General features: G+C 51.8%; 21 protein-coding genes and 1 pseudogene. 13 read left to right on the top strand and 9 right to left on the bottom strand.

Annotation, left to right across the window (positions count from 1 at the left end):
- Positions 1 to 48: 48 nt before the first annotated feature.
- Positions 49 to 651 (bottom strand): helix-turn-helix domain-containing protein, encoded by a 603-nt coding sequence (locus ACF8FG_RS18015; RefSeq protein WP_296233387.1) that lies wholly within the window; start codon positions 649 to 651, stop codon positions 49 to 51.
- Positions 652 to 696: 45 nt separating this feature from the next.
- On the opposite strand from ACF8FG_RS18015, the gene ACF8FG_RS18010 reads away from it, so the two are divergent.
- From ACF8FG_RS18010 to dapA, 6 genes and pseudogenes are all read left to right on the top strand, one after another.
- Positions 697 to 1,383 (top strand): B3/4 domain-containing protein, encoded by a 687-nt coding sequence (locus tag ACF8FG_RS18010; RefSeq protein WP_325950665.1) that lies wholly within the window; start codon positions 697 to 699, stop codon positions 1,381 to 1,383.
- 90 nt (positions 1,384 to 1,473) lie between these two features.
- Positions 1,474 to 1,794: a multidrug efflux SMR transporter gene (locus tag ACF8FG_RS18005; RefSeq protein ID WP_262109749.1), complete on the top strand. Its 321-nt coding sequence runs from the start codon at positions 1,474 to 1,476 to the stop codon at positions 1,792 to 1,794.
- 237 nt (positions 1,795 to 2,031) lie between these two features.
- Positions 2,032 to 3,402 carry a pyridoxal-phosphate dependent enzyme gene (locus ACF8FG_RS18000; protein ID WP_392519048.1) on the top strand — a complete coding sequence of 457 codons (1,371 nt, stop codon included), beginning with the start codon at positions 2,032 to 2,034 and terminating at the stop codon, positions 3,400 to 3,402.
- 9 nt (positions 3,403 to 3,411) lie between these two features.
- Positions 3,412 to 3,834, top strand: a pseudogene (locus tag ACF8FG_RS17995) (Lrp/AsnC family transcriptional regulator).
- A gap of 335 nt (positions 3,835 to 4,169) precedes the next feature.
- Positions 4,170 to 5,087 carry a DMT family transporter gene (locus ACF8FG_RS17990; protein WP_392519047.1) on the top strand — a complete coding sequence of 306 codons (918 nt, stop codon included), beginning with the start codon at positions 4,170 to 4,172 and terminating at the stop codon, positions 5,085 to 5,087.
- A gap of 278 nt (positions 5,088 to 5,365) precedes the next feature.
- Entirely contained in the window at positions 5,366 to 6,232 is an 867-nt protein-coding gene (gene dapA / locus ACF8FG_RS17985; RefSeq protein WP_392519046.1) for a 4-hydroxy-tetrahydrodipicolinate synthase, read from the top strand.
- A 223-nt stretch (positions 6,233 to 6,455) separates the two neighbouring features.
- On the opposite strand, the gene ACF8FG_RS17980 is transcribed toward dapA, so the two are convergent.
- On the bottom strand, positions 6,456 to 7,091 hold the full coding sequence (locus tag ACF8FG_RS17980) for a LysE family translocator (protein ID WP_392519044.1): 636 nt from the start codon (positions 7,089 to 7,091) through the stop codon (positions 6,456 to 6,458).
- 439 nt (positions 7,092 to 7,530) lie between these two features.
- On the opposite strand from ACF8FG_RS17980, the gene ACF8FG_RS17975 reads away from it, so the two are divergent.
- On the top strand, positions 7,531 to 8,424 hold the full coding sequence (locus tag ACF8FG_RS17975; RefSeq protein ID WP_392519043.1) for a dihydrodipicolinate synthase family protein: 894 nt from the start codon (positions 7,531 to 7,533) through the stop codon (positions 8,422 to 8,424).
- Between the two features lie 140 nt (positions 8,425 to 8,564).
- Here ACF8FG_RS17975 and ACF8FG_RS17970 read toward each other — a convergent pair whose 3' ends face one another.
- The 5 genes from ACF8FG_RS17970 to ACF8FG_RS17950 all read right to left on the bottom strand — a co-directional run bounded on the left by ACF8FG_RS17970 (position 8,565) and on the right by ACF8FG_RS17950 (position 16,247).
- On the bottom strand, positions 8,565 to 9,977 hold the full coding sequence (locus ACF8FG_RS17970) for an aspartate ammonia-lyase (protein WP_392519042.1): 1,413 nt from the start codon (positions 9,975 to 9,977) through the stop codon (positions 8,565 to 8,567).
- Entirely contained in the window at positions 9,964 to 10,929 is a 966-nt protein-coding gene (locus tag ACF8FG_RS17965) for a LysR family transcriptional regulator (RefSeq protein WP_392519103.1), read from the bottom strand. Before ACF8FG_RS17965 ends, ACF8FG_RS17970 begins: the two co-directional genes overlap by 14 nt.
- Before the next feature lie 81 nt (positions 10,930 to 11,010).
- Positions 11,011 to 12,372: an MFS transporter gene (locus ACF8FG_RS17960; protein WP_392519040.1), complete on the bottom strand. Its 1,362-nt coding sequence runs from the start codon at positions 12,370 to 12,372 to the stop codon at positions 11,011 to 11,013.
- A 754-nt stretch (positions 12,373 to 13,126) separates the two neighbouring features.
- Positions 13,127 to 14,437, bottom strand: a complete 1,311-nt coding sequence (locus ACF8FG_RS17955) for an OprD family porin (protein ID WP_392519039.1) — start codon at positions 14,435 to 14,437, stop codon at positions 13,127 to 13,129.
- Between the two features lie 106 nt (positions 14,438 to 14,543).
- Positions 14,544 to 16,247, bottom strand: a complete 1,704-nt coding sequence (locus ACF8FG_RS17950; protein ID WP_392519038.1) for a thiamine pyrophosphate-binding protein — start codon at positions 16,245 to 16,247, stop codon at positions 14,544 to 14,546.
- A gap of 354 nt (positions 16,248 to 16,601) precedes the next feature.
- On the opposite strand from ACF8FG_RS17950, the gene ACF8FG_RS17945 reads away from it, so the two are divergent.
- The 6 genes from ACF8FG_RS17945 to ACF8FG_RS17920 all read left to right on the top strand — a co-directional run bounded on the left by ACF8FG_RS17945 (position 16,602) and on the right by ACF8FG_RS17920 (position 22,729).
- On the top strand, positions 16,602 to 17,300 hold the full coding sequence (locus ACF8FG_RS17945) for an aspartate/glutamate racemase family protein (protein WP_392519037.1): 699 nt from the start codon (positions 16,602 to 16,604) through the stop codon (positions 17,298 to 17,300).
- A gap of 32 nt (positions 17,301 to 17,332) precedes the next feature.
- Positions 17,333 to 18,628, top strand: a complete 1,296-nt coding sequence (locus ACF8FG_RS17940; protein WP_392519035.1) for an NAD(P)/FAD-dependent oxidoreductase — start codon at positions 17,333 to 17,335, stop codon at positions 18,626 to 18,628.
- 152 nt (positions 18,629 to 18,780) lie between these two features.
- Positions 18,781 to 19,626 carry a transporter substrate-binding domain-containing protein gene (locus ACF8FG_RS17935; RefSeq protein WP_392519034.1) on the top strand — a complete coding sequence of 282 codons (846 nt, stop codon included), beginning with the start codon at positions 18,781 to 18,783 and terminating at the stop codon, positions 19,624 to 19,626.
- Positions 19,627 to 19,631: 5 nt separating this feature from the next.
- Positions 19,632 to 20,306 carry an amino acid ABC transporter permease gene (locus ACF8FG_RS17930; RefSeq protein WP_392519033.1) on the top strand — a complete coding sequence of 225 codons (675 nt, stop codon included), beginning with the start codon at positions 19,632 to 19,634 and terminating at the stop codon, positions 20,304 to 20,306.
- Position 20,307: 1 nt separating this feature from the next.
- Positions 20,308 to 21,087 (top strand): amino acid ABC transporter ATP-binding protein, encoded by a 780-nt coding sequence (locus ACF8FG_RS17925; protein ID WP_392519032.1) that lies wholly within the window; start codon positions 20,308 to 20,310, stop codon positions 21,085 to 21,087.
- 724 nt (positions 21,088 to 21,811) lie between these two features.
- Positions 21,812 to 22,729: a LysR substrate-binding domain-containing protein gene (locus ACF8FG_RS17920; RefSeq protein WP_392519030.1), complete on the top strand. Its 918-nt coding sequence runs from the start codon at positions 21,812 to 21,814 to the stop codon at positions 22,727 to 22,729.
- Between the two features lie 349 nt (positions 22,730 to 23,078).
- On the opposite strand, the gene ACF8FG_RS17915 is transcribed toward ACF8FG_RS17920, so the two are convergent.
- Positions 23,079 to 24,326, bottom strand: a complete 1,248-nt coding sequence (locus ACF8FG_RS17915; protein WP_392519028.1) for an OprD family porin — start codon at positions 24,324 to 24,326, stop codon at positions 23,079 to 23,081.
- Between the two features lie 302 nt (positions 24,327 to 24,628).
- On the bottom strand, positions 24,629 to 25,915 hold the full coding sequence (locus ACF8FG_RS17910) for a CitMHS family transporter (protein WP_392519027.1): 1,287 nt from the start codon (positions 25,913 to 25,915) through the stop codon (positions 24,629 to 24,631).
- Positions 25,916 to 25,963: the final 48 nt, after the last annotated feature.

The raw sequence follows: 25,963 nt of genomic DNA, 5'->3' as shown, positions 1-25,963 counted from the left end.
TAACCCTCTTTGCCTCCCTACCCGGGAGGCTTTTTTTTCTTAGAAAAGTTACTGATGAAGCTCGGCTACGGTCATGGCGAAAATGACGGCCTTTTTTCCATCGTTGATGTACCGATGGGGGACATCTGTTTTCGCAACTGCTGAACACCCCTGCTCAATGATGAGCGTTGTCTCGCTGATCTCCAGGGTCAACGTACCTTGTTCAACATGAAACAGCTCGAAGGTGCCCGTGGGATGGCCGCTGGACTCGAAAACTTCACCAGGTTTGATTTCCCACTTCCACAGCTCAATCATATTAGGCCCGCTTGTGCCTGCGAGTAGGCGGGCTGTGCCTCCTTCAGGCCCATTCCAGAGCGTCGGGATCTCCTGCGCCTCAATTAGGCGGGCCGTGGGGGTACTCGCCACATTCACGACGTCAGCGACGGACAACCCAAGGGCTGCTGAGATCTTGCACAGGATGCCAATACTTGGGTTCGCTTTGCAGTTTTCAATCTCCACTACCATTCCCTTGCTGACGCCAGAGCGACGGGCAAGCTCATCGAGAGAGATTTTCTGCTGCTTGCGTACCTCCCTAAGCCGCTTGGCCACTGCCTCGCTGACCTGTTGGACGTGGATTTCTGGATCGGTCGTTATATTGACTTTTTTGGTCATCGGTCAGTAAAATGCTCTAAATTGGTCAGTTTAGGAGATTCTCTGATGCTTTCTGTACATCCGTCAATTGACCCAAGGATTGCCGAGCTCACTCCAGGATTTCGAGCCGTCAGCGTCGTCGTAGAGGCGGCTCCTATCATCAATCCTGGTGTAGCTGCTGAAGCGATGGAGCGTGCGTATCAGGTTGTTGAGGCAGGCACTGCACATTGGGCTGATGCTCATCTCGCTGCTTGGGGTGATGCGTTCCGTAAGTTTGGTGTGAAGCCGCAGCGCACCCCGTGCTCTGCCGAGGCGCTCCTGAAGCGGGTCAAAAAAGATGGGAAGCTTCCAACAATTGATCCGGTTGTCGACCTTTACAATGCAATCAGCATTCAATATGCCATTCCAGTGGGTGGCGAGAATTTTGCCGCCTACGTTGGCATGCCCCGGTTGACCATCGCTGATGGAAGTGAAGAGTTTGACACGATGAAAAGTGGCGAGCCTGCGAATGAACCACCTGATGCTGGTGAGGTCATTTGGCGCGATGATCGGGGTGTCACCTGTCGTCGTTGGAACTGGCGTCAAGGTGTCCGAACCCGTCTGGATGCCGAGGCGAAGCAGATGTGGTTCATTCTCGAAAGCTTGCCTGAAATGCCAATTGAGGCACTGAACGCAGCAGCAGATGATCTTGTCACCGGCTTGTCGAAAATGATGCCGGGCGCTGTAATTACTAGTGAGCTCATCGAAGCTTGAGTTAACTTCAGAGTTCTGGTGCCCAGGGGACGACCCCTTGAAATTGGGTTAATCTTGCCGGGACGACCCGGCTTCTTAATGGAGCCGTCGATGGCTTGGGTTAGTTTGATAATTGCAGGAATTCTCGAGGTTGTGTGGGCCTTTTCGATGAAACAATCAGAAGGCTTCACAAAGGTCGGAGCTTCAGTTGTAACTATCATTACAGTTGTTGCAAGCTTTGTTTTGCTTTCCTATTCGATGAAGAGTTTGCCATTAGGTACGGCCTATACTATCTGGACAGGAATAGGCGCTGTTGGCGCTTTCGCTGTAGGTATTGCATTTCTTGGTGAGCCGGCAGGCTCGCTCAGGATCCTAGCTGCCATTATGATTATAGGTGGCTTGTTGCTTATGAAGTTTTCGTCGGCAGCATGAGCTAGATTAATGACAAAAGGCCGCCATTGGGCGGCCTTTTTTGCATTACAGAACGAGCATGCTTTTTCGATTTGCATGGTTTGCGATCAAAATGCTCTTATTTTGGTGTTTTTACCATGAAATAATGCGATTTGTTCTATTCAGTTGCGAATGCTTCGTGCATAAAGTGGTTTTAGAGCTGCTTGACAAATTCTCTTGCAGCACGGAATGGTCGCTTGATTATTATTTGGAGTAAATATGGACTACGTAAGCACTCGTGGTTCTGCTGAGCCTGCCAATTTTCGTAGCGTTGTTCTCTCAGGCATGGCATCTGATGGAGGGCTCTACGTGCCGGAGAGCCTCCCACACTTTGATAGTGAAGCCATTGCCAGCTGGTCATGGCTTCCCTTTGATGAGCTCGCGTTTCGTGTAATTTCCCCATTTGTTGGCGGTGAAATTGAAAGCTCTGCCTTGAGGACGATACTGAAGGACTGCTACCAATGCTTTGACCATCGAGCGGTGGCTCCTCTTCAGCAGATTGGCCCAAATGAATGGGTTTTGCAGCTGCACCATGGGCCCACGCAGGCTTCCAAGGATTTCGCAGCCCAACTCCAATCTCGGCTTGTTACATATTTTCTGACCCCGCCCAGCCAAGCATTCGTTATTGGGGCGACCAATGGTGATACGGGGCTTGCAGCTGTCGAAGCCTTCAAAGATGTGCCCAACGTAAAGGTGTTGGCCCTCTATCCCCAGGACGGTGTGCCTGCCGATCGGTTGGCTGGTTTGATGGGATCCAGCTCAGATCATGTTCGGTTGATCGAGGTTAGCGGTAGCTTCGATGATTGCCAGACACTGGTTTCCAAAGTGCTCAGAGCCTGGCCGGTGAAAGATGTCCTTCCAATCAGTTTCAACTCTACGAATTGGGTGGGGGTCTTAGCTCAGATCGTCTTCTTTTTCCACAGTGCCTTGCAGCTTGGTGGAGGCGTGCGCCCGGTTGGTTTCAGCATACCGGGTGCGAGCTTCGCCGAGATCTATGCTTGCTTCATTGCCCAAAAAATGGGGCTGGCAATCAATCAGGTCATTGTGTCAACCAACACCAATGACTCTCTGCATCGCTTCATCAATCAAAACAGCTACTCTACCCGAGAGGTCAGCCATTCGCTGTCCCCCTCTATGGACTTTTCACTCTTTTCAAACCTCGAGCGCTTTATCTGGGAACTCTATGATCATGACGGCAGTACCGTGCAGCGCCTGATGGCTGCTTTCGAGGACTCCGGTAAGCTGAGTATTGGGAACAAGCAGTGGCTGCAGGCACGGATGTTGTTTGACTCGTATGCCGTTGCTGATGAGCAAGTCAAAGCGGAGATGGTCACCTTGTACAAAGAGGCGGGAACAGCTGTCGATCCGCAGACTGCAACGGGCGCCCTCGCAGCAAGGCTGCATCGTCGGAGCATTGCGAGCCCAATGGTCACCCTGGCGCAGCTTGCTCCCAGCAAGTCTTCGCAACTTTTGGCGGAGCTGGACATGTGGAAAGGTGAAGTGACTGAGACGGCCAGTCTGTCTGTGGATCATCTAGTGCTGAGCAAAGGAGATATCGATGGCCTTTCCAGCTTCATTCGAGGCATATAGAGATACTGCATGAAAAAACGTCTGCTCGACCCACAGGGTGAGCGGATCCTGGTTGAGCTCATCGCCAACGCCAAAATTGCCCATGCAGAGCTAGGTATCAAGGTAACCTTTTGCGCAACGCAGTCCGTCAGTGTATTGAACACATGTAGCGCGATGGAGTAATTCACGGATACACAGTTAGGGTGGGGGATGGACTTAAGCCTCCAGCACCCATAAGCCCCATCATCTTCTTGTATCGGCATGACCGGATACATGGAGGTGACGTGGTGACGGGGGTGAAGGGTATTCCCGAAGTCACCATTCGTGAAGTCATGAGCGGTGAGTTCGATTTGATGGTGGGGATTAAAGCGGCCCACTCCGCGGGTTCACACGGTTTGGAAGCTAATTGCAGCCATGCCTAGCGTTGAAAATACAGTCCTACATTTTTGCTGAGCAAGCTCATCTAGCAAAACACTGAAAGTAAAGGGGCTACCGGAGCATGACCTGGTAGCTCTTTTTTGTTAGGAGGCGGAGGGCTCGTTAGCCAGCTGCGGTGCCTGACGTTTTCGACGGTAGGTATAGCCAGGATGGCAAACCAGATTGGCATGCAGGGCATGGTGTGTGTCGTGTTTGGGTCTAAGGCCAGAAACATAGTCACAAAGGCGAAGGCAGCGATAGGCACTGCAAAGCCAAAGCATAGCTCGGTTGGAGCATCCGTATGACCTTATCCTGGCCCTACCAGCTTGTAAGCTGAGAAGCATGAACTCTTTCTGCATATGGAATTCGCAATGAACAGGTCTAAATTTTGGGCGTTTGCTCTAGTGCTTGTCACAGCTATTTGGGGCTGGAGCTTTGTCGCAAAGCATAATCTCCAAGGCATGGCGGCCTCGTGCCTCAATAGCTGGTTATTTTTGCTTGGAGGGGCCAGTCTGTTACCATTCGCTTTGAACTCGTTGCTCAGAATAGGACGAAAGGATTGGTTAGTCGGCGTGGCGGCGGGCGTTGTGCTGTTCGTTGCGTTTGCATTTCAAACGACAGGCATCCAGCTCACGTCGCCCTCGAATGCTGGATTCATAACCGGGCTTGCAGTGGTTTTCACTCCTTTGATCCTGTATTTCGTGAGTGGTGAAAAGACCAGTAGCATCCAGCTGACAGGAGCTGTCATTGCCTTGGCGGGCTTGGGCCTATTGAGCGCCAGAGGGTTTGAGTTTCACGTGGGTGATCTGCTGATCCTGTTGTGTGCTGTCTTCTTTGCGGCTCACATTGTGGTTCTCGCTAAAGGACGCTTTTCGGGCTCGCCACTGGCTTTTGCGGTGATCCAGGTGTTCACGGTTGGCGTGCTTTCCTTGGCTTGGAGCTTGGGAGCGGGTGAGTTCTCAGTACCTGCTGATGTGGAGAGTCAGACGGTTGTGGTGCTGCTTGCATTACTGAGCACGGCCCTTGCGTACGTAGTCCAAACCAAAGCACAAACAGTGATTCCAGCCCAGAAGGTTGCATTGATTCTTTTAGCTGAACCGGTGTTTGGTGGTGTATTCGGCTATTTCCTTGCAGGAGATAGGTTAACCAGCGTTAACTTGCTCGGAGGGGCTCTCATCGTCTTTGGGATGTTGATCAGTGAGCTACGTTCGGCCAATCAGCTCAAATCGTTGATATTCAGAGTAATAAGTAGAAAGCCCCACGTGAAAAACGAGCAGAATGCCAGTTGACGCTTGCGTTCGTGAGCGGCGATTATTTTCCAAGACTTACGCAACGAGCGTTTACAATGACTCAATTCAATCAAGCAGGAATTGCTTTTGGCCTAAAGGCCTTCGCACGTCTGTGCGTTGCCGTTGCTAAGAAATCCAAGAAACAGCCGCTCATCTGACCGAGGCGCGCTGTCTCGTCAGGTGGGCTGACGAGACAGATGGCGCTAGGTATCCCTACCAGACCTCTTTCGACTCTTACCCCTCTGACGGTCACTTTCTGTCAGTAATAGGAGTTTTGCATGTCGAGTTTTTGTGGAATCTGGATTGCCCTGGTTACACCATTCCAGTCATCTGAGATTGATTTTGATGCTTTAGAGCGTCTGGTAAAGAAGCTCATCGCTGATGGCATTGCCGGGTTTGTGGTCTGCGGCACCACGGGAGAGGCAGCTGCACTTTCAAAAGCTGAGCAGTTATCGGTGCTTGATGCTGTGCTCACTTGGGTGCGGCCATCGCAGGTCGTGATGGGGCTTTCGGGCAACAACATGCGCGAGATGCTGGCATTCCAGTTGGAAATTCAGAAGCGTGAGATCGCAGGCCTACTGGTACCGGCACCGTATTACATCAGACCCTCGCAAATAGGTATTGAATCCTTTTTTACCGCGATTGCGGATGCAGCTTCCGTTCCGGTTATTGTTTACGACATCCCTTATAGGACTGGAGCTCGGATCGAACGGGAAACGCTTAGAAGGATCGTCCAGCATCCACGTATCAGAGCGGTCAAGGATTGCGGTGGTGATAGTGAAACCACCATGGCGTTGATCCAGGATGGCCATGCTCAAGTGCTAGCGGGCGAAGATTCGCAGCTGTTCAACAGCCTATGTCTGGGCGGGTCGGGCGCTATCTCCGCCTCGGCGCATGTCAGGGCTGATCTTTACGTGAAAATGCAGGAGCAATTGGAGGAGGGCGATGTGTTTGGAGGTCGAGAGACTTTCTATCGCCTTCTGCCCTGGATGCAGATGGCCTTTGTTGAGCCCAATCCGGCTGTTGTAAAGGCTGCTCTAGAGGTTCAAGGCATGCTGAATGGCGAGCTGCGCGAGCCGATGCAGCGTTGTACTGCCGTTACACGGCAGAGACTGGTTCACATACTGAGCGAGCTTGAAATCTAGGACAGCACGCGGGTCTCTATTCGGAGGATCGGTGGCCGTCGTGATGGCGAGCCCCCGATGTAACAGGTGTAAGCTTTTTACAACGGCTGCATTAATGACTTTTGTAGCCGCAAGGGTACAGGCTTGGTCGTTGTTGCTGGCTTTGGCTGAGCACACCCTTTGCTGAGGGCGAAGAGCTAAATTGTGGCGCAGGAAGCCAAGGCAATTTAGATATGGAAAGACCTCAGAAACGAGTAAACAGCAACTTTAGCCCTGCAGCGCCAAACACCATAGCCAGAGAGCCTTCAATGAGGCGACGGGCACGCTGGTAGGCACGAATCATTGGTACCGTCGAAAAAACAATCGCATAACCACAGAAAATTGTGACACTTAGAAATGTGCACCCTGTAAGGATGATAGCTACGGTTGATTGTGAGGCCTCTGCACCCAGGCCTAGGCTCATGGTTGCGATCCAACCCAGGAGAGCTTTGGGGTTGGTCAAGTGCATCAGGAGGCCTCGTTGATAAAGCAGGAGTCCAGACGCGCTCCGTGGGACGCTAGCCCCATTAGCAAGCTGCTCATCGGTCTTCAACGCGGATCGAGCTGCTTTGAACCCCAGGTACAACAGATAAGCCCCGCCCAAAATCTTCATGATCACTAGGGCCTGGGCATATTTTGCCAGCACTGCTGATATCCCAGTGGCTGCCAGGCTCCCCCAGAACAGTGATCCGCTTACCACGCCGGCAGCAAGGCACAGCGCTGATTTGCGCCCATCCTGCATAGCGACCCCCATTATCCGCATGTTGCTTGGCCCTGGGCTCGCAGCACCAATGATGTAGACCAAGAAAACTAGCAACATGTGATGCAGATCAGCTTGCATGATGGCCTCGCGTGGGGCGGTTAGGTCTGTAACTATAGATTTCATTGACCGATACGGTCAATATAACGACCTTGACGCTGACGGGGAATGGGCAGCCAGTTGAATCAGGCGGTATGAAGACGCGCAGGATCCCTAGCTGTCTTGGTGACTTCTTGGTGCAGCACATTTCCTAAGGCGCCTCAGCCTTGTGGTGAGGGAGGCTGGCTGCCGTGCCCAAGGTTCAGCCTGCGTGCGCCGTTGTTGGTGGGCGTAGGAATGGCTGCGCTGGGTCATGCGAGCCTTGTGCTGCCCATTTTGAAGCGGCCCTCAGAGAAACTTCGAAGATAGGCCGAATTTGGTAGCTGTAGCATTGCCGAGTAGAAATTTGCCAATCCAATGCGGCATAGAGGTTAACTCTTGAAACCGCGGTGTGCTTTGGGATCAATGAGAGGTAATTGGTATGTTTACTGGCTTGTGTGCTTTTCCATTAACCCCAATGAACGAGGATCAAGTCGATGAAGCATCATATGTTCATTTGATCTCACGCCTCGTCAAGGCTGGTGTCGACTCGATTGGCGCGCTTGGTTCGACTGGTAGCTATGCCTACTTATCGAGAGCTGAAAGGGCGCGCTTAGCACAATTGGCTGTTGAGCATGCCGAGTCCACGCCTGTCATGGTCAGCATTGGCTCTTTGCGTACGAAGCACGTCTTGGAGCTCGCTGAGGATGCTCAGAAGGCAGGGGTTACCGCTGTCCTACTGCCTCCTTTGTCCTACCAAGCGCTGAATGAAGCTGAGGTTTTTGACTTTTACAAAACAGTCACATCAAATTTGTCCGTGCCACTTTGTGTATACGACAACCCAGGCACTAATCATTTTACGTTCTCGGATGAATTGCACGGTCGCATTGCTCATCTCCCTAACGTGCGTTCGATCAAGATTCCAGGTGTGCCAGCTTCGCTCCCTGAGGCGAAGGCACGCGTGGATCGGCTTAGGGCGCTGATTCCTGCACACGTGAGTATTGGTGTGAGTGGAGATGCCTCTGCCGCTATCGGGCTCAATGCTGGATGTGAGGCTTGGTACTCGGTGATCGGAGGATTGTTCCCTGAAGTAGCGCTGGCCATCACACAAGCAGCCCTGCGCGGTGATGCTGAGGAGGCCGAGAAACTCTCAAATCGTCTGCTGCCGCTTTGGCAAATTTTTGGCCGTAGCGGTGGGAGCTTGAGGGTGGTTGCCGCAGCGGCGGAGCTCCTATCTTTGGTGTCCGCCCCAAGTCTTCCTCAGCCACTCAGAAGTGTCGAAGGCCAGGCAAGGGAAGAACTCAATGCACTACTTGAAGCGCTTGAACTGAGCTAGGTTGCCCACTGGCTCAGCGCCCCGCAATGTGCGGGGCACTGAATATTTTAGCTTGTGGCTGAGGTGAATTGGATTTCCATCCGTACCTGAACATTGCATTCAAAAGAGAGCCTTCATCAGGCCCTCTTTCAATGGCCAGCTCAGTTATCGAAAACTGGGTATGACGCTTTGTCGATCGCGGCCATCGCATCTTCATGCGACAGAATTCCAGATTCATTCAGGATGGTGAGCAAGGAGCGGCCTTCAGCAACGGATTGACGGGCCAGCTTGCTGACCTGCGCATAGCCAAGCGTCGGAACCAGTGCGGTAGCGACAGCCATGGATTCGGTGAGGTGCTGCTTGTTGCGCGCCTTATCAGCAGTGATGCCCTTCACACACTTTTCGCGGAAGCGCTGGATGCCTTCCTTGAGCAGAGTGATGCTGTCAAAGACTCGGGAGGCGACCACAGGCTCGAAGTGGTTGATTTCAAGCTCACCGTACTGAACAGCTTGTGCAACTGCCGTATCGTTACCGATCACGGCGAAGCTCAGTTGAATCATTGACATTGGTAGAACAGGATTAACCTTACCTGGCATGATCGAGGAGCCTGCCTGGGCTTCAGGAAGCTTCAGCTCGCCCAAGCCGGCGACTGGGCCAGAGGACAGCTTGGTCAGATCAACGGCAATTTTTGCCAAGGATGCCGAGCAGGTACGTAGCTCGCCAGAAATCCGGGAGAACACATCCATGTTCTGCATAGCATCGAACGAGTTCGAGGGCGCCAAATACTCGACGCCGGTGATCATCTTCAGGTGCTTGAATACGTGGGCACGGTAAGCCGGCGGCGCGCCAAAACCGGTGCCGATCGCAGTTCCGCCCAGGGGCAGCGTGAGAAGCTTTTCACGCACCGCGCCCAGTTCGGCCGCAAGTCGGTGAGCGAGTGAGGCGTAGCCGGAGAAGAGTTGGCCTAGACGCATCGGCTGGGCATCCTGCAGGCAAGTGCGGCCTATGTGCAGAATGTCTGCGAATTCATGGGCCTTCCGGTCGAATTGGCGAGCCAGTTCCTCAACCTCTTTGATCAGCGGGCCCATCATCGAGTACGTCGCAACTTTCATCGCTGTTGGATAAACATCATTGGTGGACTGCGAGATATTAACGTGGTCGTTGGGGTGAACAACCTCGTAGCTGCCAGGAGCGCTACCCAGCACCTGCTGAGCACGGTTAGCGATGACTTCGTTAAAATTCATGTTTGTGGAAGTGCCTCCCGAGCCCTCAAGCAAATCGACAATCAGAGAGTCGTCGCACAGGCCGCTCTGGACGTCGCGGCACGCCTGGACGATCGCATCACATATTTTCTGGCCCAGCACGCCGCTATCGAGGTTGGCCAGGGCGGCAGCCCATTTGCACTGGGCGAACGCGTTACGGAACTCAGGGTAATGGGCAACCGAGAGAGGCGACACGCTGAGGTTGTCGAAGCCCCTGACGGTGTTGACACCGTACAGTTTGTCTGCAGGAATTTTAACTTCCCCGACATAATCCCGTTCGGTTCTGGCGGTATGGTTCTCAAAAGTACTCAACTGATTCCTCTCCATCTAAATAGACTAGGGTATCGACGCCATTGCCCATGGCTTTCAGCCTGGGCAAGAAGGTATCGAGCACAACTTCACGTGCCGCTTTGCAGGCATCTTCAAAGAAAACGCTGTATTCATCTCGCCGGGCTACCAGGTACAACGAACGCTCAAGATCAAGGGTGGGGTTAACATGGACATCCACCTTGTCCGCCCACGCAGCTGCTTGCATGAAGCACAACGGGCTGGTGACTGCCCATCCAATACCGTCTGCGACCATAGAGGTCACGGCATCAGCTGTATCCAGCTCGAGTCGGTTGGGGACTCGGATATTCAAACTGCGCAGGTAGCGTTCGATTTGTAGGCCCACCTGGGAGCCTCGGTTGAACCGAACTACCGGAAGTGTGTTAGCCATGGCCCGCACATCATCGAGTGTCTTTAGTCGCGACCCTGCGCCTGGCGTGGTGATGACGAAATATTTTTCAGTCAGCAGCCGGTAGCGAATGACGTCATTCGTATCCATGAGCGGATCGCTGGTGACGATCAGATCCAGATCCCGACGCATGAGCGCTTCACCTTGCTGAGGGCTCAAACCTGTCCGGATAGACAATTGAGACACTCTCTCCAGTAGGCGCTTGGTGAGCGCGGAGCCGCACGTTGATGCGAATGAATCAACCAGACCAATCCGCACATCAGGTTTGACGCCTCGCCCTGCGTCGAGCACTTGGGCTTTCAAGTGCAGAAGCTCTTCACTGAGCACCGTCCCTCGGTTTCTTAGCGCGACCCCAAATGATGTCAGCGCCAGTGGACGGGTAGAGCGGTCAACTAAAACTACACCCAGTTCCTCCTCAAGCTGACGAATCAATTGAGAAACGCCCGATTGAGAAATACCCATTCTCTGTGCTGCGCCCGACATGCTTCCTTCCTCGGCTACAGCTAGGAATACTTGTACGGAGTGCATATCGATCATTTTTGTCGTGGGCATTGGCGCTTACTCAGTAGGTGAGGGAAAACATGATTGTCAGTCATGCTTTCCGGCACGTCATTGCTTGACTGCGGTGCCGCCTGCGGTAGCTATGGAATTGGACTTCGCATCCTGCGGTAACATCGATGCTAGGCGTTGGGTGCTCGTCTCTGGGGCGAACAGATGGCAGAACACGCCACCGATCAGCAAAACACCTACACAAACGCCCAGAGCGGTCTGAACGCCGAGATTCTGAACAGCGATGGGGAGCAGGAAGGTTGCGAACGCGGAACCAAAACGGCTTGCGGCCACTGCGATGCCGATACCCGAGGCGCGTAGATGAGTAGGGAACAGCTCAGGCGGGTAGACAAACTCCAAGTTCACAGCAGCCGCCAGTACACAGGCGAAGATGCCGAAAGCGATGATCGTTCCAGTAGGCCCAAACCCGCCGTAGGCCAGAGCTGCCAAACCAATTGCACTCAGGTAGAAGGTGCCAATCAGGAAAACACGTCGAGAAATGCGATCAATGCACAGCAGGCCCAAAATCGCTCCGAGCATCAGCAGTACGTTGTAGACCAGGCCACCGATGAACTTGTCCTGTACGTTCAGCGCTTCGAGCACGCGAGGAGAGAACGTGCCCAGCGCAAAGAAGGGGATCACTTGGCAGGTGTAGAAGACGCATCCGACCAAGGTATTCTTGCGCCACTGTCTGCTGAACAGTTCAGCTAATTTGCTACCCGAGTTCGCAGCTGGGGTCGTGACCTCAGGCAGCGTAACGTTCGGGCCAAATTTGTTTTTTACAATCTCTTTAGCTTCAGCGACCCGCCCTTTGGCCATGAGCCAAATAGGTGACTCAGGTACACCCATGCGCAAAGGAAGGACGAGCAGAGCAGGGATACCGCTCAGTGCGAGCATGACCCGCCATGCATCTGGCCCAGTGTCGCGGACGGCGAAACCTAAGAGATAAGCTGCGACGTAACCACCGGCCCACGCGGCTGCTAGGATACTCAATAGGCGTCCACGATACTGCCGTGGGGCGAACTCGGTAACCAGGGACTTGCTGACGACATAGTCAAAGCCAAGGATCAAGCCGAGGAGCAAGCGCAGCACAAGGAGCTGTTCTGGGCTACTCACGAAGAACTGTGATGCAGAAATGCCTGCGAATAGCAGCATGTCCCAAGCGAAGATGGTTCGACGACCATGTTTGTCTGCAAGAGGGCCGGCAATCAAGCTGCCTAGGAAAAGACCTGCGAGCGAGGCCGCACCAAGAAGCCCCATCCATAAGGCGTTGAGTTGAAGTGGGCCGGCAGCCATGCTGACCGCGATGCCGATGATCCCGAGGACGAATCCGTCGCTAAATTGACCACCAGTACCACTCACAACCGTCCGGATATGGAATCGGCTAAGCGGTATATCCTCGAAGGGAATGGGCTTGCTCATGAATTGACCTCGGCTTTGTTATTAAATGTTCGTTCAGCTCTTTGGCTGGGTCGGGAACCGAGTCTATGAGGAACTTTGTCAAAATACAGCAGGTGATGAGGTAGTATCAGCGTAGCTAATACTATGATGCATACTGGCTGATCCTGACATCCCGGAAGACTGTAAAGTTAATGTTTCAGGGCTGTCGCAAAATAAAAAACGCTAAAAAATTCAGTATGCTCAAAGCCATGTCCATCGGTTTGCGTCTTAGGCAGAACGATTTAGCGCGGTAGGATAAACTCGTGTCCAACCAAAACTTACCTCGGCGTATGCAGGAAACTCGGTCTCTCGCAGAGCTCAAATGAGGAATCTGTTGGGGGCAGCGGGTACTCGGATTACGCGCCGCCCTATGCCGGGTAACGAGCCTTAACGAACGAGGTTATCCTTCGCCAGCGAGTCGTATGAGATGACCCATGAGCGGATTATCCGCTTCGTGTCGGATTTCGGTCTTCAGCATTTCCTTCTAGATGCAGTGGAGGCTCAGGGAGCCTTCTTCGCTGGTTTAGCTGCGAGCGGTTTACTGAGTTTGCTTGGTAAGATTGAACCCTAGTCTCAGATGCTGCTGAGTGGCTGAGACCTAGGGCATGGGCTTTTCTTGGGGAGCTGTGTCTTAATGCCAGCGTGGGGAACAGGTACCATTCTTTATAGAAATAGACCGGATGCGCCCACCTGGGGGCGGGCGCACCACGAAGTTACTACTGTGTATGACCCGTTTTCAAAAAATCGACAGTGGGTAAGAGGTGATGATGCGGAGTTCGTTGAGGTCGGCCAACGCGTTGGCGTCTGAGGATCGAGCTGTTGCATACCGTGCCTGAACGGTGAGGTTCTTGGCCGGGCCCGACTGAACAACATACTTCAAATCAATGTCTCTTTCCCAGTGCTTGACGTCTTGCCCATATTTATTTGCATAGAAGCTGTTTGCGTTAGTCCCGTCGATGTCCCAACCTCTCACGTAGCGGGCCATGAAACTTAGCCCAGGAATGCCAATTGCGGTAAAGTCATAATCATATCTCAGTTGAGCAGACTTCTCGTTGGGGCCGTTGAAGTCAGAGTGCTGGACTGAGTTGGCTAGCCATAGTCTCCCATATTGCCCAGGTGTGCCCTGATGGTCGAATGTTTCGTCACCATGAACTTGCTGGAATGCCAATCCAATACGGTGGGCACCATATTTTATGCCGCTGGCAATACTCCATGTGGTATTAGCAATGTCGCCCGCTTTTTCGGAACCCTCGCTAACAGTCCTATACAGGTTCGCTGTTGCATCCCAGGTCATGCTTTCCGATATTCGGGACGTGTATGTACCACCTAGGTAATATTGCCGCCAGATATCCTCAAGCTCTGACCCGTACGCATATATAGAAGTGCTGCTTGAAGGCTTGATAACGATGCCTGCATACTTAGCAGAGTGAGCGTCAATCGCATTGTTCGCGTTTGTGAATGTCAGGCCAATTGGGCTGTCGTGGCCTCGGTCAACTCTCGAGCTTCCGCTTGTGAAATACCCGAGGTCAAGCATTGCCGAATCAAATTCATTGCTTTGGAGTGAGAATCCAGTATAGCTTTGAGGCAGAAGCCGGCTATCGGAATAGTTAAATACGGGATTCTCTGGCTGAAGATTTCCGTATTTCAGCGTCGTTTCAGATACGCGCATTTTCACAGCTGCGTCGACCCGTTGCTGATAGTCGTCGGGAGTTCCGTCCGCTCCCACTGGCATCAACCCCGAACCCACCCGTCCTGGGCCGCCATCAAGCTTCTGTGCTGTGTAGCTTTGCAGGTCAACACCGAAGCCTACAGTTCCTTGAGTAAAGCCAGAACGGTAGTTGAGCATAAGGGCATGGGCCCATTCTTCAGCATAGTTCTGAGTGTTTGACGGACGATTAAGAAAATTCCTGTGGAAGTAGAAATTCCTGTACAACAAATTCATTGAAGAATCTTCGATGAAGCCTAGTGCTTGGGCTTGCGATGATTCAGTTGCGGAGGCGTAGAGCGGTGACATTGCCAGCATTGCTAGAAAAATTGAACGCTTCATATAAACCCCGACCTAATTTGGCAGATTTTGGTATGTGCCAGTATTTGTTATAAGTATTGTCACAGCGGTCGGGCGAGCCCCAATTGATGGGGCTCGCCTACAAAGGTTAACCCATCCAAGCGCTTACGGGGGCTTGAGTCTCATGCAATTCTCTCACGGTAATCTCCACAAGGCTCGGGCCGTTGTGAGCTAGAGCTTCACGTATTGCGGCTTGTACGTCTTCATCTTCTTGCACGCGCCAAGCTTTGATTCCGTGGGCTTCCGCTACTTTGGCGCTGCTGGTTTTGCTGAAGTCAACCGAAAAGTATCGCTCGCCGTAACTCGCAAACTGTCCGGCTTTGATCCAGCCGTAGTTGCTGTTGCTAAGCACGATCAACGTAACAGGAATGTTCAGGCGGAAAATTGTTTCCAATTCGCTCGATGAGAAACCAAAGCTTCCGTCCCCCATGATTGCAACACATTTCTGATCTGGCCTAGCGTAATAGGCACCCACGACTCCGGGAAGCGAGTACCCCAGTCCGCCATGGAAGCGGTTATAAACTATGTTGTTGCCAGGCTGCGTTACGTCGAGATAAGCAGAAAGAAAGGGGGTGGGTGTGCCAGGGTCAATCACCAAGACTGCGTCTTCTGGAAGACTGGCCTTTAGTGCTTTCACAACCACCTCGGGCTCTATTTGCCCGGATTTAGAATTAATAGCTCGATTGAGCGCATTGCTTCTGGCGGACTTGACAGTGGCAATCGCATCGATCATATCCGGACGATCTACTGCGCTGTCTAATTGGGCAACTTCAAGCAGTTGTTGAAGGACGGTGCGAGCGTCTCCCAACAGTGGGAACTGAGTATTATAGTTGCAACCGATCACGTGAGGATCGATGTCGATGTGGCCTATCTGGCGGTCACCGACTTTAGGATTGCCCCACTTTTCGGTCACTACTGACCCTGCCCTCGTACCCAAGAAAATCACGAGATCACAGGTTTGCATGAATGCCCGTGCCTCAGGCGTCGACCCGTTGGTGCCCACCACACCTACTGCAAGGGGATTGGCGTCCGAAACCGCACCCTGGCCGCTGATTGATGTTGCGATAGCGACATCAAGGTAAGCGCTTAGCTTTTGCAGCTCGTCGCAGCCCCCTGAAAGGATTACCCCGCCAGCACACACAAATACTGGTCGCTTGGAGTCTCTGATTGCTTTTACGGTAGCTTTAACGACCTCAGGGTCTGCTGCAGGCCTGATAGATGGGAACTGATTGAATTGCTCGAAAGCATAGACTTCACTTTCGTCAAGTTCGCCCTTCATCACATCGTAGGGAACTGCAACATGAGCAGCCCCTGGCGCACCAGACGTCATTTCCAAAAAGGCAGTTCGCAGAACTTTAGGAAGACGAGCTGGAGTCTCAATCACTGAGTTCCACTTTGTGACAGGCTTAAAGAGCGCCTTCATGTCCAGTTCGGTCAGAACGAATTTGTCTCTACCCGCAACTGGAATATCAGAATTGATACCTAAAACACATACCGAAGAACCGTTAGCCTCAGCGATACCGGGCAGCATATAGGTTGCCCCGGCGCCACTCGGCCCCTCGCAAACTCCTACCTTCCCTGTGAGCTTTGCATAAACGTATGCCATGTAGCTCGCACAGCGCTCATCTCGTGCCAGAACGTGGGTTATCCCGTGATCAAGACGGTACAGTGCATCGTAAAAAGGGAGGCTGGTGTCACCCGTAACGCCAAATATATGTTTTACACCCTGCAGTTGCAACATGCGCACGAGCGCATCGCCACCGGTGATTGTCTTCTGACTAATGTTCGTCATGGGAAGATAAACCTTTCTCTATTTGTTGCGGAAATTTTCAGCCGCCTACAACGTGGTAAGTAGAGCAACTCAAAAAGTTGGGGCATGTACGCTTACCTGGTTGCTTAAAACGCGTTGTTGTCGGAATACGAGAACTCATGGATCAGCGGTGGGGCAATTACGCATTGAAGACGAGAGGATACGCAAGCGTAAATAAGTGTTGAGAGATTGACTTTTTATCAGGATGGTTTCGCCATGACAAAAAGTAATGATCGGAAAACTTATATACGCTTGTCCTTGGGTCTGTCTTCCGCGACTATGCAGAAAACGTCCCCATCATGAGGCCGTACTAGCAAGGGTAACGAGGGGTGCAGCATGTCACAGAATGGGTTCAAGCTTGGTGTAGTCATGCTAGCTACCAATTTCCCGAGGCCTCTAGGTGACATCGGAAATCCGCAGTCGCACGGGCATCCTGTTGATTTCCTTGTAGCTCCCGCTGCAACCCCATCATCAGTGGTTTGCACCCATGCAATTCATGCTGATGTGGTGGAAAGCTTCGTAATAGCAGCGAAGGCATTGGTGGAAGGCGGGTGCCAAGCGATCACCACATCGTGTGGATTCGCGTGCGCTATTCATGATGAGCTCCAAGCAGAGTTATCGGTACCCTTGGTCACATCGTCACTAAACCTGGTACCAGAAATTGCAGCGCGATATGGTCGAAAAGTGTCTCTTCCTGTAATCACCTATGATAGTCGCATTCTTTCTAAGTATCACTTTGGCCGGTTTTGGTCGCCTGGTGTCGTGCTCCAAGGTATTGAGAAGGGTAGCGAGCTTTACTCTGTGATCAAAGAGGATCGGTCTGAGCTTGATTTAGAACGTGCAGAAGGCGACGTTTTGGATAGTGTGGCGAGAATATTGAATAGATACCCGGATAGTAAGGCTATTCTTCTTGAGTGCACAAATCTCCCCCCATATCGCAAGGCAATAGAAAATCGGTTTGGGGTTCCTGTGTATGACATATTTTCTGCGCTTGAAATCTTGCTGGATAAGCCAGGTTTCCGAAACTTTGGTTGATCGCTATTCAGCGCGAAAATAAGGAAAATAAAATGAATGTTGTAGTAATTGGTGCCGGCATTGTCGGAGTCTGCACAGCGTTAGAGCTGATTAAAGCAGGAGCGAAAGTTACCATTGTTGAGTCTGAGTTGCCTGGCGGAGAACAGTCAGCTAGTCATGGTAACGGGGCTTGGTTGAGCCCAGCATCTGTAGTCCCGATGTCGATGCCTGGTCTCTGGAAGAAAGTGCCTGGATACCTTCTAGACCGTAGTGGCCCACTTACAATCCGCTGGAAGTCTTTGCCCGGACTCGCTTCTTGGCTATTTAAGTTTACATTGGCTGGCTCGACCACGGCTAAAGTTGAGAGAACATCAAGGGCCTTGAATAAGCTTCTTCGTGATGCGCCCAGTAGGCACATGCGTTTAGCAGAAGAGGCGGGTCTGGGACATTTGATTCGCCAAGACGGTTTGCTGTATGCGTATCCAGACAAAGCTGCCTTTGCTGCCGAGGCACTCTCTTGGAGGCTGCGAAAAATAAATGGCGTCCGCTGGCAAGAGTGGGATGAACGGATGATAAAAAGCGCCATCCCCCACCTTGCCAGTAAGTACAAGTTTGGTGCTTGGGTGCAAGACGGAGCTCATTGCCTGAATCCAGGAGAATATGTGGGTGGTTTGGTTAACTATGCGGTTTCTTTAGGTGCAGACTTTATCAAAGGCACCGTGACAAAAATTGATACGAAAGGAAATTTGTATATTAATGGAGAGCTGGTTACAACAGATAAAATTGTAATCGCTTGTGGTATACATTCTAGGGTGTTGGCAAAGATGATTGGTGATGACGTACCGATGCGTAGTGAGCGAGGCTACAATGTCGTCATTAAAGATCCAAAGTTTCAGTTGACAGTGCCAGTTATGCCCAGCGATGGACGAATGGCCAATACTTCCACAAACGAAGGGCTCCGGCTATCAGGACAAGTTGAACTTGCAGATGAAAACGCGGCTCCGGACTGGCGTCGTAGCGATATCTTATTGCATCATGCTGCTAATACATATCCATCGCTTGTAGGCCAGAAATATGATCCTGCAACCATGACTAGGTGGATGGGCAAGCGGCCTTCAACGTCAGATGGATTACCTGTGATCTCTCCATCTCGTGCTAGCTCGAAGGTTGTATACGCGTTCGGACATGGCCACGTAGGGTTGGCTGCTGCACCTAAAACGGCGGAAATTATTTCTCAGATCGTCATGGATCGAGCGGTGCAAACGAGTTACAGTGAGTTCTCGGTGAATCGTTTTTATGGAGGTGCTGATACTTCTAGTTCTGTTGAAGGAGAGCAAAATTTGCGTTGATGGGGCAAGTTGTTAGGATTAAAAATTTAAAAGCCTTTAGAGGTGTAGTAGGGCAAGGATATTTCCAGGGAAAGGATGAGGAGCATTGACGCTCATTTGAATTGGTTGCTGCCTCGAAAATAAATTTTCTAAAGATACGAGGGGTGTGCGAGATGAAATCTCAATTTGATAAAAAAACCTTCCGTGCAGCGTTTGGCGCAGCGATTTTTGCTACAGCTTCATGCTTAGCTACATTTGCACACGCCGAAACTTCTATGGAGAGGGTGGAGCGAACAAAAGTCCTTCGCGTGGGTGTCGTGAACGGTGCTACTCCATATTATCATAAAAGTCTGACAACTAATGAATGGTCTGGGTTTGGCCCAGATTTCGCCAAGGATTTAGCAAACGACCTGCAGGTAGATGTCAAATATGTTGAGACGACTTGGGGTAACGCTGTTCTAGACCTTCAGGCTAACAAAATTGATGTGATGTTTGGCATGGCATCAACACCTGCTAGACAAGAAATGGTCAACTTCTCAACGCCAATATTTCAAAATACTTACACCATGGTGTGCAAGAATGGCTACCCGGAAAAGACCTGGGATCAGTTCAACTCCCCCGACTCTAAGATTTCCGTTGATGTAGGATCATCAATGGATAACTTTGCAACTACCATGCTTCCAAATGCCGCTTTGTCCAGGCTAGAAAGTACCAGTGCCGCCACCATGGCATTGCAGTCAGGTCGAGTGGATTGTCAGATTTTGGTCATTTTGCTAGCTCAGCCTCTCCTCAAGAAGCTTCCGACTATTGGGACTATTCAAGTCCCCACACCAGTTTTGGCTGCACCAGTCACAATTGGGATGCAAAAAGAAACAGACCCTGCTTTCAAAGAGGCCGTAAACCGGTGGGTGGATAAAGAGAAAAAAAGCGGTGAGATCCGAAAAGTTATTCTCACGAACATGCAGAAGCTTGCAGGTGTAGATCCAGCTTCTTTCCCCACTTCGGTCAAGTTTGAGTAGTAGTCATGCCTTCTTATATTTGGGATTTCTCATTTTTACTCGGTTACCAGTCGTTATTCTTGACCGGAATCTGGTACACCCTCCTGTACACTGCGATCTGTGTCGTTCTAGGGATGTTGGTAGGGGTTTTGACTGCGCTTCCAAGATTGTCTAATAACCCTTGGATCTGCGGGCCATTCCGCGCTTATGTAGAAATCTTCCGCTGCACGCCAGTATTGGTACAGTTAGTGTGGTTCTACTATGCGCTACCTGTCTTGACAGGTATCCAGATTTCAGCAATGACTGCAGCTGTCCTGTGCTTGTCGCTTTACGGTGGTGCGTTTTACTCTGAGATATTTCGAGGCGGTATAATTTCAGTCGACGAAGGTCAAACCGAAGCGGCGAAAGCCCTGGGCATGCGACGTGGTCAAGTGATGTGGCGGGTCATACTTCCACAGGCTTTAAAACGGATGGTGCCTCCATTGGTTAATCAATCCATTATGCAGTTGAAGAATACGTCGCTGCTGTCGGTATTGGCACTTCCGGATCTGCTCTATCAAGGTCAAGTTATTGCGCACGATTCTTACCGTCCGCTTGAGGTCTATTCTGTTATTGCACTCGCTTACTTTGTTATTCTCCTGCCTGCCACCATGTTGTCGAAACGACTTGAGCGCCGCATGAGCCGAAATGTAGGAGCATGAAATGACTACACCTATTATTACAATTAGCAATCTCAAAAAGTCATTTGGGCAGCTCAATGTCCTGACGGATGTTTCGTTGGAGGTTAACAAGGGCGAAGTAGTGGCTCTCCTTGGCCCATCGGGATCCGGGAAGTCGACTCTATTGCGATGCGTTAATCTTTTGACCGTCCCTGATGGCGGCTCGATAAAAGTAAATACTCACTCGATGAGCTTTGGTAATGGCCGTCGCTCAAAGCTACCTAAGGACAAAGATCTGGCTGGATTCCGTGCTAATACCGGTATGGTATTTCAGCAGTTTAATCTCTTTCCTCACATGACCGTTTTGCAGAATGTTATGGAAGGGCCTGTGACCGTGAAGAAGACGCCAAAGAGTGCAGCACGTGAACTGGCTTTAGCGCTTCTCGGCAAGGTAGGTTTAGCCGATCGAGGTGACTATTACCCGGATATGTTGTCGGGGGGGCAGAAGCAACGTGTTGCTATCGCTCGTGCACTAGCGATGGAGCCTTCTGTGATGTTATTCGATGAAGCGACTTCTGCATTAGATCCGGAACTTGTGGGTGAGGTTCTCGGCGTGATGAAGTCCCTGGCGAGCGAGGGAATGACTATGATTTTGGTCACCCACGAGATTGCATTTGCTCGTGAAGTAGCTGATAAAGTCGTCTTCATGCGGGACGGTGTTGTTGTGGAGTCTGGGCCTCCTTCAGTTGTTATCGATAATCCCAAGTGCGAAGCCACGCGAAGTTTTCTCAGTCACTTTTATGGCAATAGCGTAGTTGCCTGAGCCTAGAGTGTGATTCCGTGGTGGGTGTCATTGTGGTGCGGTAATGTTCTCTTTCCGCGCCACAAATGATTATTTTCTGAACGTAATTGCATCTATTGTGTTAGGGAGGTAGTCAGGTATTACCGGATTCTTAAGTCGGATTTTGAGGCTAAATCAATGTCTTCAGTTTTAACTGTCTACGGGCTTGGTACTCGTTTGGCTGGACATGTTTTTTTTAAGGTGCTGTGGGTGCATATATATTGCTGCCCAAGATTAGTCCCCTGTTAAGTAAATTTATGTCTCAACTATTTGCATGAGAAATATTTTGTTTGGTTGTCTACACTGAGTTATGGTGTTTTACAATAGCAAAGAACTAAATCAAAAGCTCTTCTGTTTCGCAATGCTACGGATGGGTGGGCCTGGCTTCCAGTTAGTGAGCGGCACGGGGGCTAGCAAAGCTGTGACATCGTCTTTTGACCTGCAGGCCGCAACCATGGTGCTTCGCCCTTTAGAGGCCGATAATAAAATCGAGTGGGGATTTTGGCCTTTTGACTGAGTGCCCTGATCTTTTAGCCATTTCTCATTTCAAAGACTCGTCACACCTGCGCTTGACCTCTCATACTTGATGTCTATACCTATTCAGTTCTAGGATTATCCTGGGGTTCTGGTGGATAATTTCCTGGCTGAGAGTGCTTTTTGCGTTCACTCAGGATACCTTGGATAAGTGAATAGTAAGGTACAAGCCATGCGTCGTTTTCTTCCGTCTCTGTCAGCGTTGCAAGCCTTTGAAGCCGCCGCTCGCCATCTAAGTTTTACCCGCGCCGCGGAGGATCTGCAGATCACACAGAGCGGGGTGAGTCGCCAAATCTCAAATCTGGAAAAACAGCTTGGGGTGGAGCTTTTCCAGCGTGCGGGGTCTCGCTTGATTCTGACCGACGCGGGCAAGAAGTATCTTCGTGACGTGGATGTCATGCTCAATCAGTTGGAAGAAATCACGATTGACATCGTCAGAGGGCGTAAAGCTGACTCGTCGTTGAAAATCGCTGGCAATCCTACCTTCCTTTCTCGCTGGCTAGCACCTCGCTTAAAGGGGTTCGTCAAGATCGCTCCAGGAGTGCCCATAGAGATATCGCCGGTCTCCGCAGACATCGATTTTCAGACGTGTGTAACTGACATCGTTATCACTAGGGGCGCAGGGGCATGGGCAGCAGCGCGGTCTGTTGAGTTATTCGCAGAGGAGTTAGTCGTTGTAGCGTCTCCTGATTTAATTCCTCCAATGCAAAAGCTCAATTTCTTGGATTTTTCGCAAATTCCCACCCTACAGAACTCCACCAGGCCAAGCCTGTGGTTGCAGTGGTTGCGGGCGTCCCGTATAGAGCATAGCGGGCTGATCCAAGGGGTTCGTTTCCCTCAGAGTGACATGCTCATTAATGCTGCAATCAGCGGGCTTGGCCTCGCCGTCGTTCCAGTTCACTATGTGAGAGACGAGCTGGAAAGTGGACAGCTTCATCTGCCGTTCGGGGCGGCTGTTCGATCTAGTGACTCCTATTGGATCGTCTGCCCGGAGCGGAAAATGCGCAAACATCATGCATTGATCTTTCGGGACTGGTTAACACAGCAGGTGCGAAAAGAGTTTCGTGTGCCTCCTGTGATGAACGAGTAGCACGGAGCGTGCGAAGCAGGGCGTATTGGTATCGTAGCTGAGTATTATGGTTCCGAATAGGCAGTGGGCTAGGCGACTCGTGGACTGCTGCTCCGCTTGAATTTGTCTAGTGGGCACAAAACAAGGTGAGCGCGCAGGCGAGGATGGAAGCCCGTCAGGGCTGAACCCTGGCGAAGCCAGGGTTCGTGCAAGACCGCCGCCCCGCCGAAGGGGCACGTCCAAGGGTGAGAGGCCTAGCCACAACTGCTTTGGTTGCTCCAGAGCCTCGGGCTACGGTGGGAGCGATTGTTGGTTGTCGTTGGCCTCGAAGTGGCGGGTCTGTGCAGATGTGTGCCATGGGGCTTTGCAGCTACAGCAATGGAATGCTGTAGCTGATGATGAGCCGGTTTTCGTCAACGCCTCTGGCGAAGTCCGATCGATAACTTGCGTTTCGCCAGCGGATCCCGAGGTTCTTCAGTGCGCCGCTCTGGAATATGTACTGCAGTTCAGTGTTTCGCTCCCACTCATTGCCGGTGGCATTACTAGCGAGCTCGACGTCATGACCCTTCACGTACCGAGACATGAAGGTCAGGCCTGGTACTCCCACAGCGGCAAAATTGAAGTCATACCGCAGCTGCCATGACTTCTCTTTGGCGCCGGCAAAATCGTTGATCTGGACGAAGTTAATCAAGTAGGGATCGGTGCCATCAATGTAAGGGAAGGCTGTGTCACCTGACATCTGCTGATAACCGACGCCAAAACCGTGCCCCTTGACGCTGTACGTCATTATGCCGTTGGCTGACCGGTTATCTATTTTCCCTGCCGCTGAACTGCCGCTATCTCTACTGATAGCAAGTCGTAGATCTGCCTTCAACTGACCTGCAAGTAGCGGTACAGATCCAACAAGGCCGAAGAAGTGCTGGGCATAGATGTCCTCGAGTGCGCCGTACTGGTAAGAGCCGACAAGGTTTTTGGAGAAGCTGTAGTCGAAGCCTGCCAAGTCAAAATGATCAGCAGCAATGCCTGCCTGGAAGCGACGGTTCTTGTTGTTCAGCACTAGGTCTTGAGCAGCAGTTTGGTCGCGATCAGTGACTTTTGTGAGACGACCCGCTACGACATCAAGGGACTCCACTTCTCCAATGCGCAGCAATCCACCTTTGAAGGTCTGCGGCAAGATGCGTCCGTTGTTGGCTTTAACGGTAGGCATGTCCGGGATCAGCGTTCCTATCTCAAGCAGGCTTTCTGAAAACCGTGCTTTCGCTGTCAATCCAAGCTTGGAGTATTCGTCTGGAGCTCTGCCATCATCATGTACAGGCAGAAGCCCGGTGCCTGTTCGATCGGGGCTAGAGTCCAGCTTCAAACCGAGCATCCCGATGGCATCAATACCAAAGCCCACAGGGCCCGGCGTGAAGCCTGACTTAGCATCGAGAATGAAGCCCTGAGCCCATTCATCGCGCTTGTTCTGGCCCGCACCATCTCGAAAGTCCCGATTCAGATAGAAATTCTTCGTTTGAAGAGAGACCTTCGAATCTTCTAGGAAGCCGTCAGCTAGTGCGGGAGTGGCAAGATTGCCAAGGCTGAGAAAGGTGCAGATCGGGATTACGTTATGTGCCTTCATGATTACTCCTGGCGTTTACTGCGCACACAGGAGATGGGCACGCAGAAACAGCCAAATTGTTTTTGTTGGTTGGAGTGACGCGTTATTTCTGCTGGGTTACCGGGGAGGGACACGTCACCAAGGTTCGCTTACGCCCAGCGTTTGTGGCACTGAGCAGCTCACCCAAAATGGTCAAACGACCGGTTTACGTCCCGAGCTTCTTGTAAAGGGCCGGAGTCGCAATCTGGCTTCATTGGAGAAGCTGATCACTTCAACCACAGGTGAGCTTGCCCACCTGTGCATTGCTTGGTTAAGGAAGGCCCTCAGTTGAAAATGTCGATGGTTCCAATCGCGATAGCCGCAACGAACATCACCAGGCACGTACCGATGCTCCAGCCGATGGACGCTCGTTGGTTGTCTCCGTAGTCCAGGTCAAGCAGTCCACAGAGCAGATAGGTTGAGGCAACCAGTGGGCTGAGCAGATGTACTGGCTGCCCGATCAATCCGGCGATGGCCATTTCTTTAGCGCCGATGCCGTAATGGCTCGCAGTCTCGGCCAGGATGGGAAGGATCCCGAAGTAGAAAGCGTCGTTGGTCAGCACGTAGGTGAAAGGCATGCTGAGGAACGCAGTGATGACCGACATGAAATGGCCAGCGGATTCAGGGATCACATGGATCAGGCTTTCCGAGATCGCTTTGATCATCCCTGTGCCGGACATGATCCCGACGAAGATGCCAGCGGCGAAGATCAGCAGGGTTACCGCCATGACGTTGTCGGCGTATTTTCCGATGACTTCCTTTTGGTCTTTGACGCTCGGGAAGTTCACCAAGACGCCCAGGCCGAAGGCAAGCATAAAGAGGATTGGAAGGGGCATGAGGCTGAGCATCATCATGGTAATCAGCGTGATGGTGAGTACAGCGTTGAAAAGGAAGCGCCAGTCGGTCAGTTTAAACTCGGTGAAGTGGCTCATGACCTCATCGTGATCGAGTTGCACGACACCCAGACGACGGCGCTCCCGGCCACCGAGGTAAAAGGCCGCGAAAATTACCCAGCCCGCTCCAGCGATCATGAGTGGCAGCATCTCGATGAACAGTTCAGTGATGTCGACGTGCATGGCGCTTGCCGCACGCGAGAAGGGCCCCGCCCAAGGGAGGATGTTCATCACCCCGTTGGTCAGCAACAGAACGGTGGCCAGAACCTGAAGGCTCATCCCTGTGCGTCGGTATAGCGGAAGGAGTGCTGCGGTGGTGATGATGTAGGTCGTGGCACCATCACCATCCAGCCCCACGCAAATTCCGAGCACTGCAGTGCCGATGACAATCTTCAGCGGGTCGCCTTTCACGCACTTCAGGATCAGCTTGATCAGCGGATTGAACAAACCTGCATCGGTCATCATGCAGAAGTAGAGGATCGCGAAGGTCAGCATGATCCCTGTCGGGGCCAGCATCTTCACGCCATCGAACATCATGGGGCCGAGCTGGGTTGCAAATCCTCCCAGGCTTGCGAATGCAACCGGCACCAGAATCAGGGCAACCAGTGGTGAAAGGCGTTTGCTCATGACGAGGTACATGAAGCAGACGATCATTGTGTAGCTCAAGAGAGTGAGCATGTAGCCCTCTTATTATCTGTTTTGTATGAGTAATAGTTTTCGCTGGCC

This window comes from Pseudomonas sp. YQ_6 (assembly GCF_043103245.1).
Classification (GTDB): Bacteria; Pseudomonadota; Gammaproteobacteria; order Pseudomonadales; family Pseudomonadaceae; genus Aquipseudomonas; species Aquipseudomonas alloputida.
Note: the sequence above shows the minus strand (reverse complement) of the source record. Positions and strands in the feature narration are given on the sequence as shown.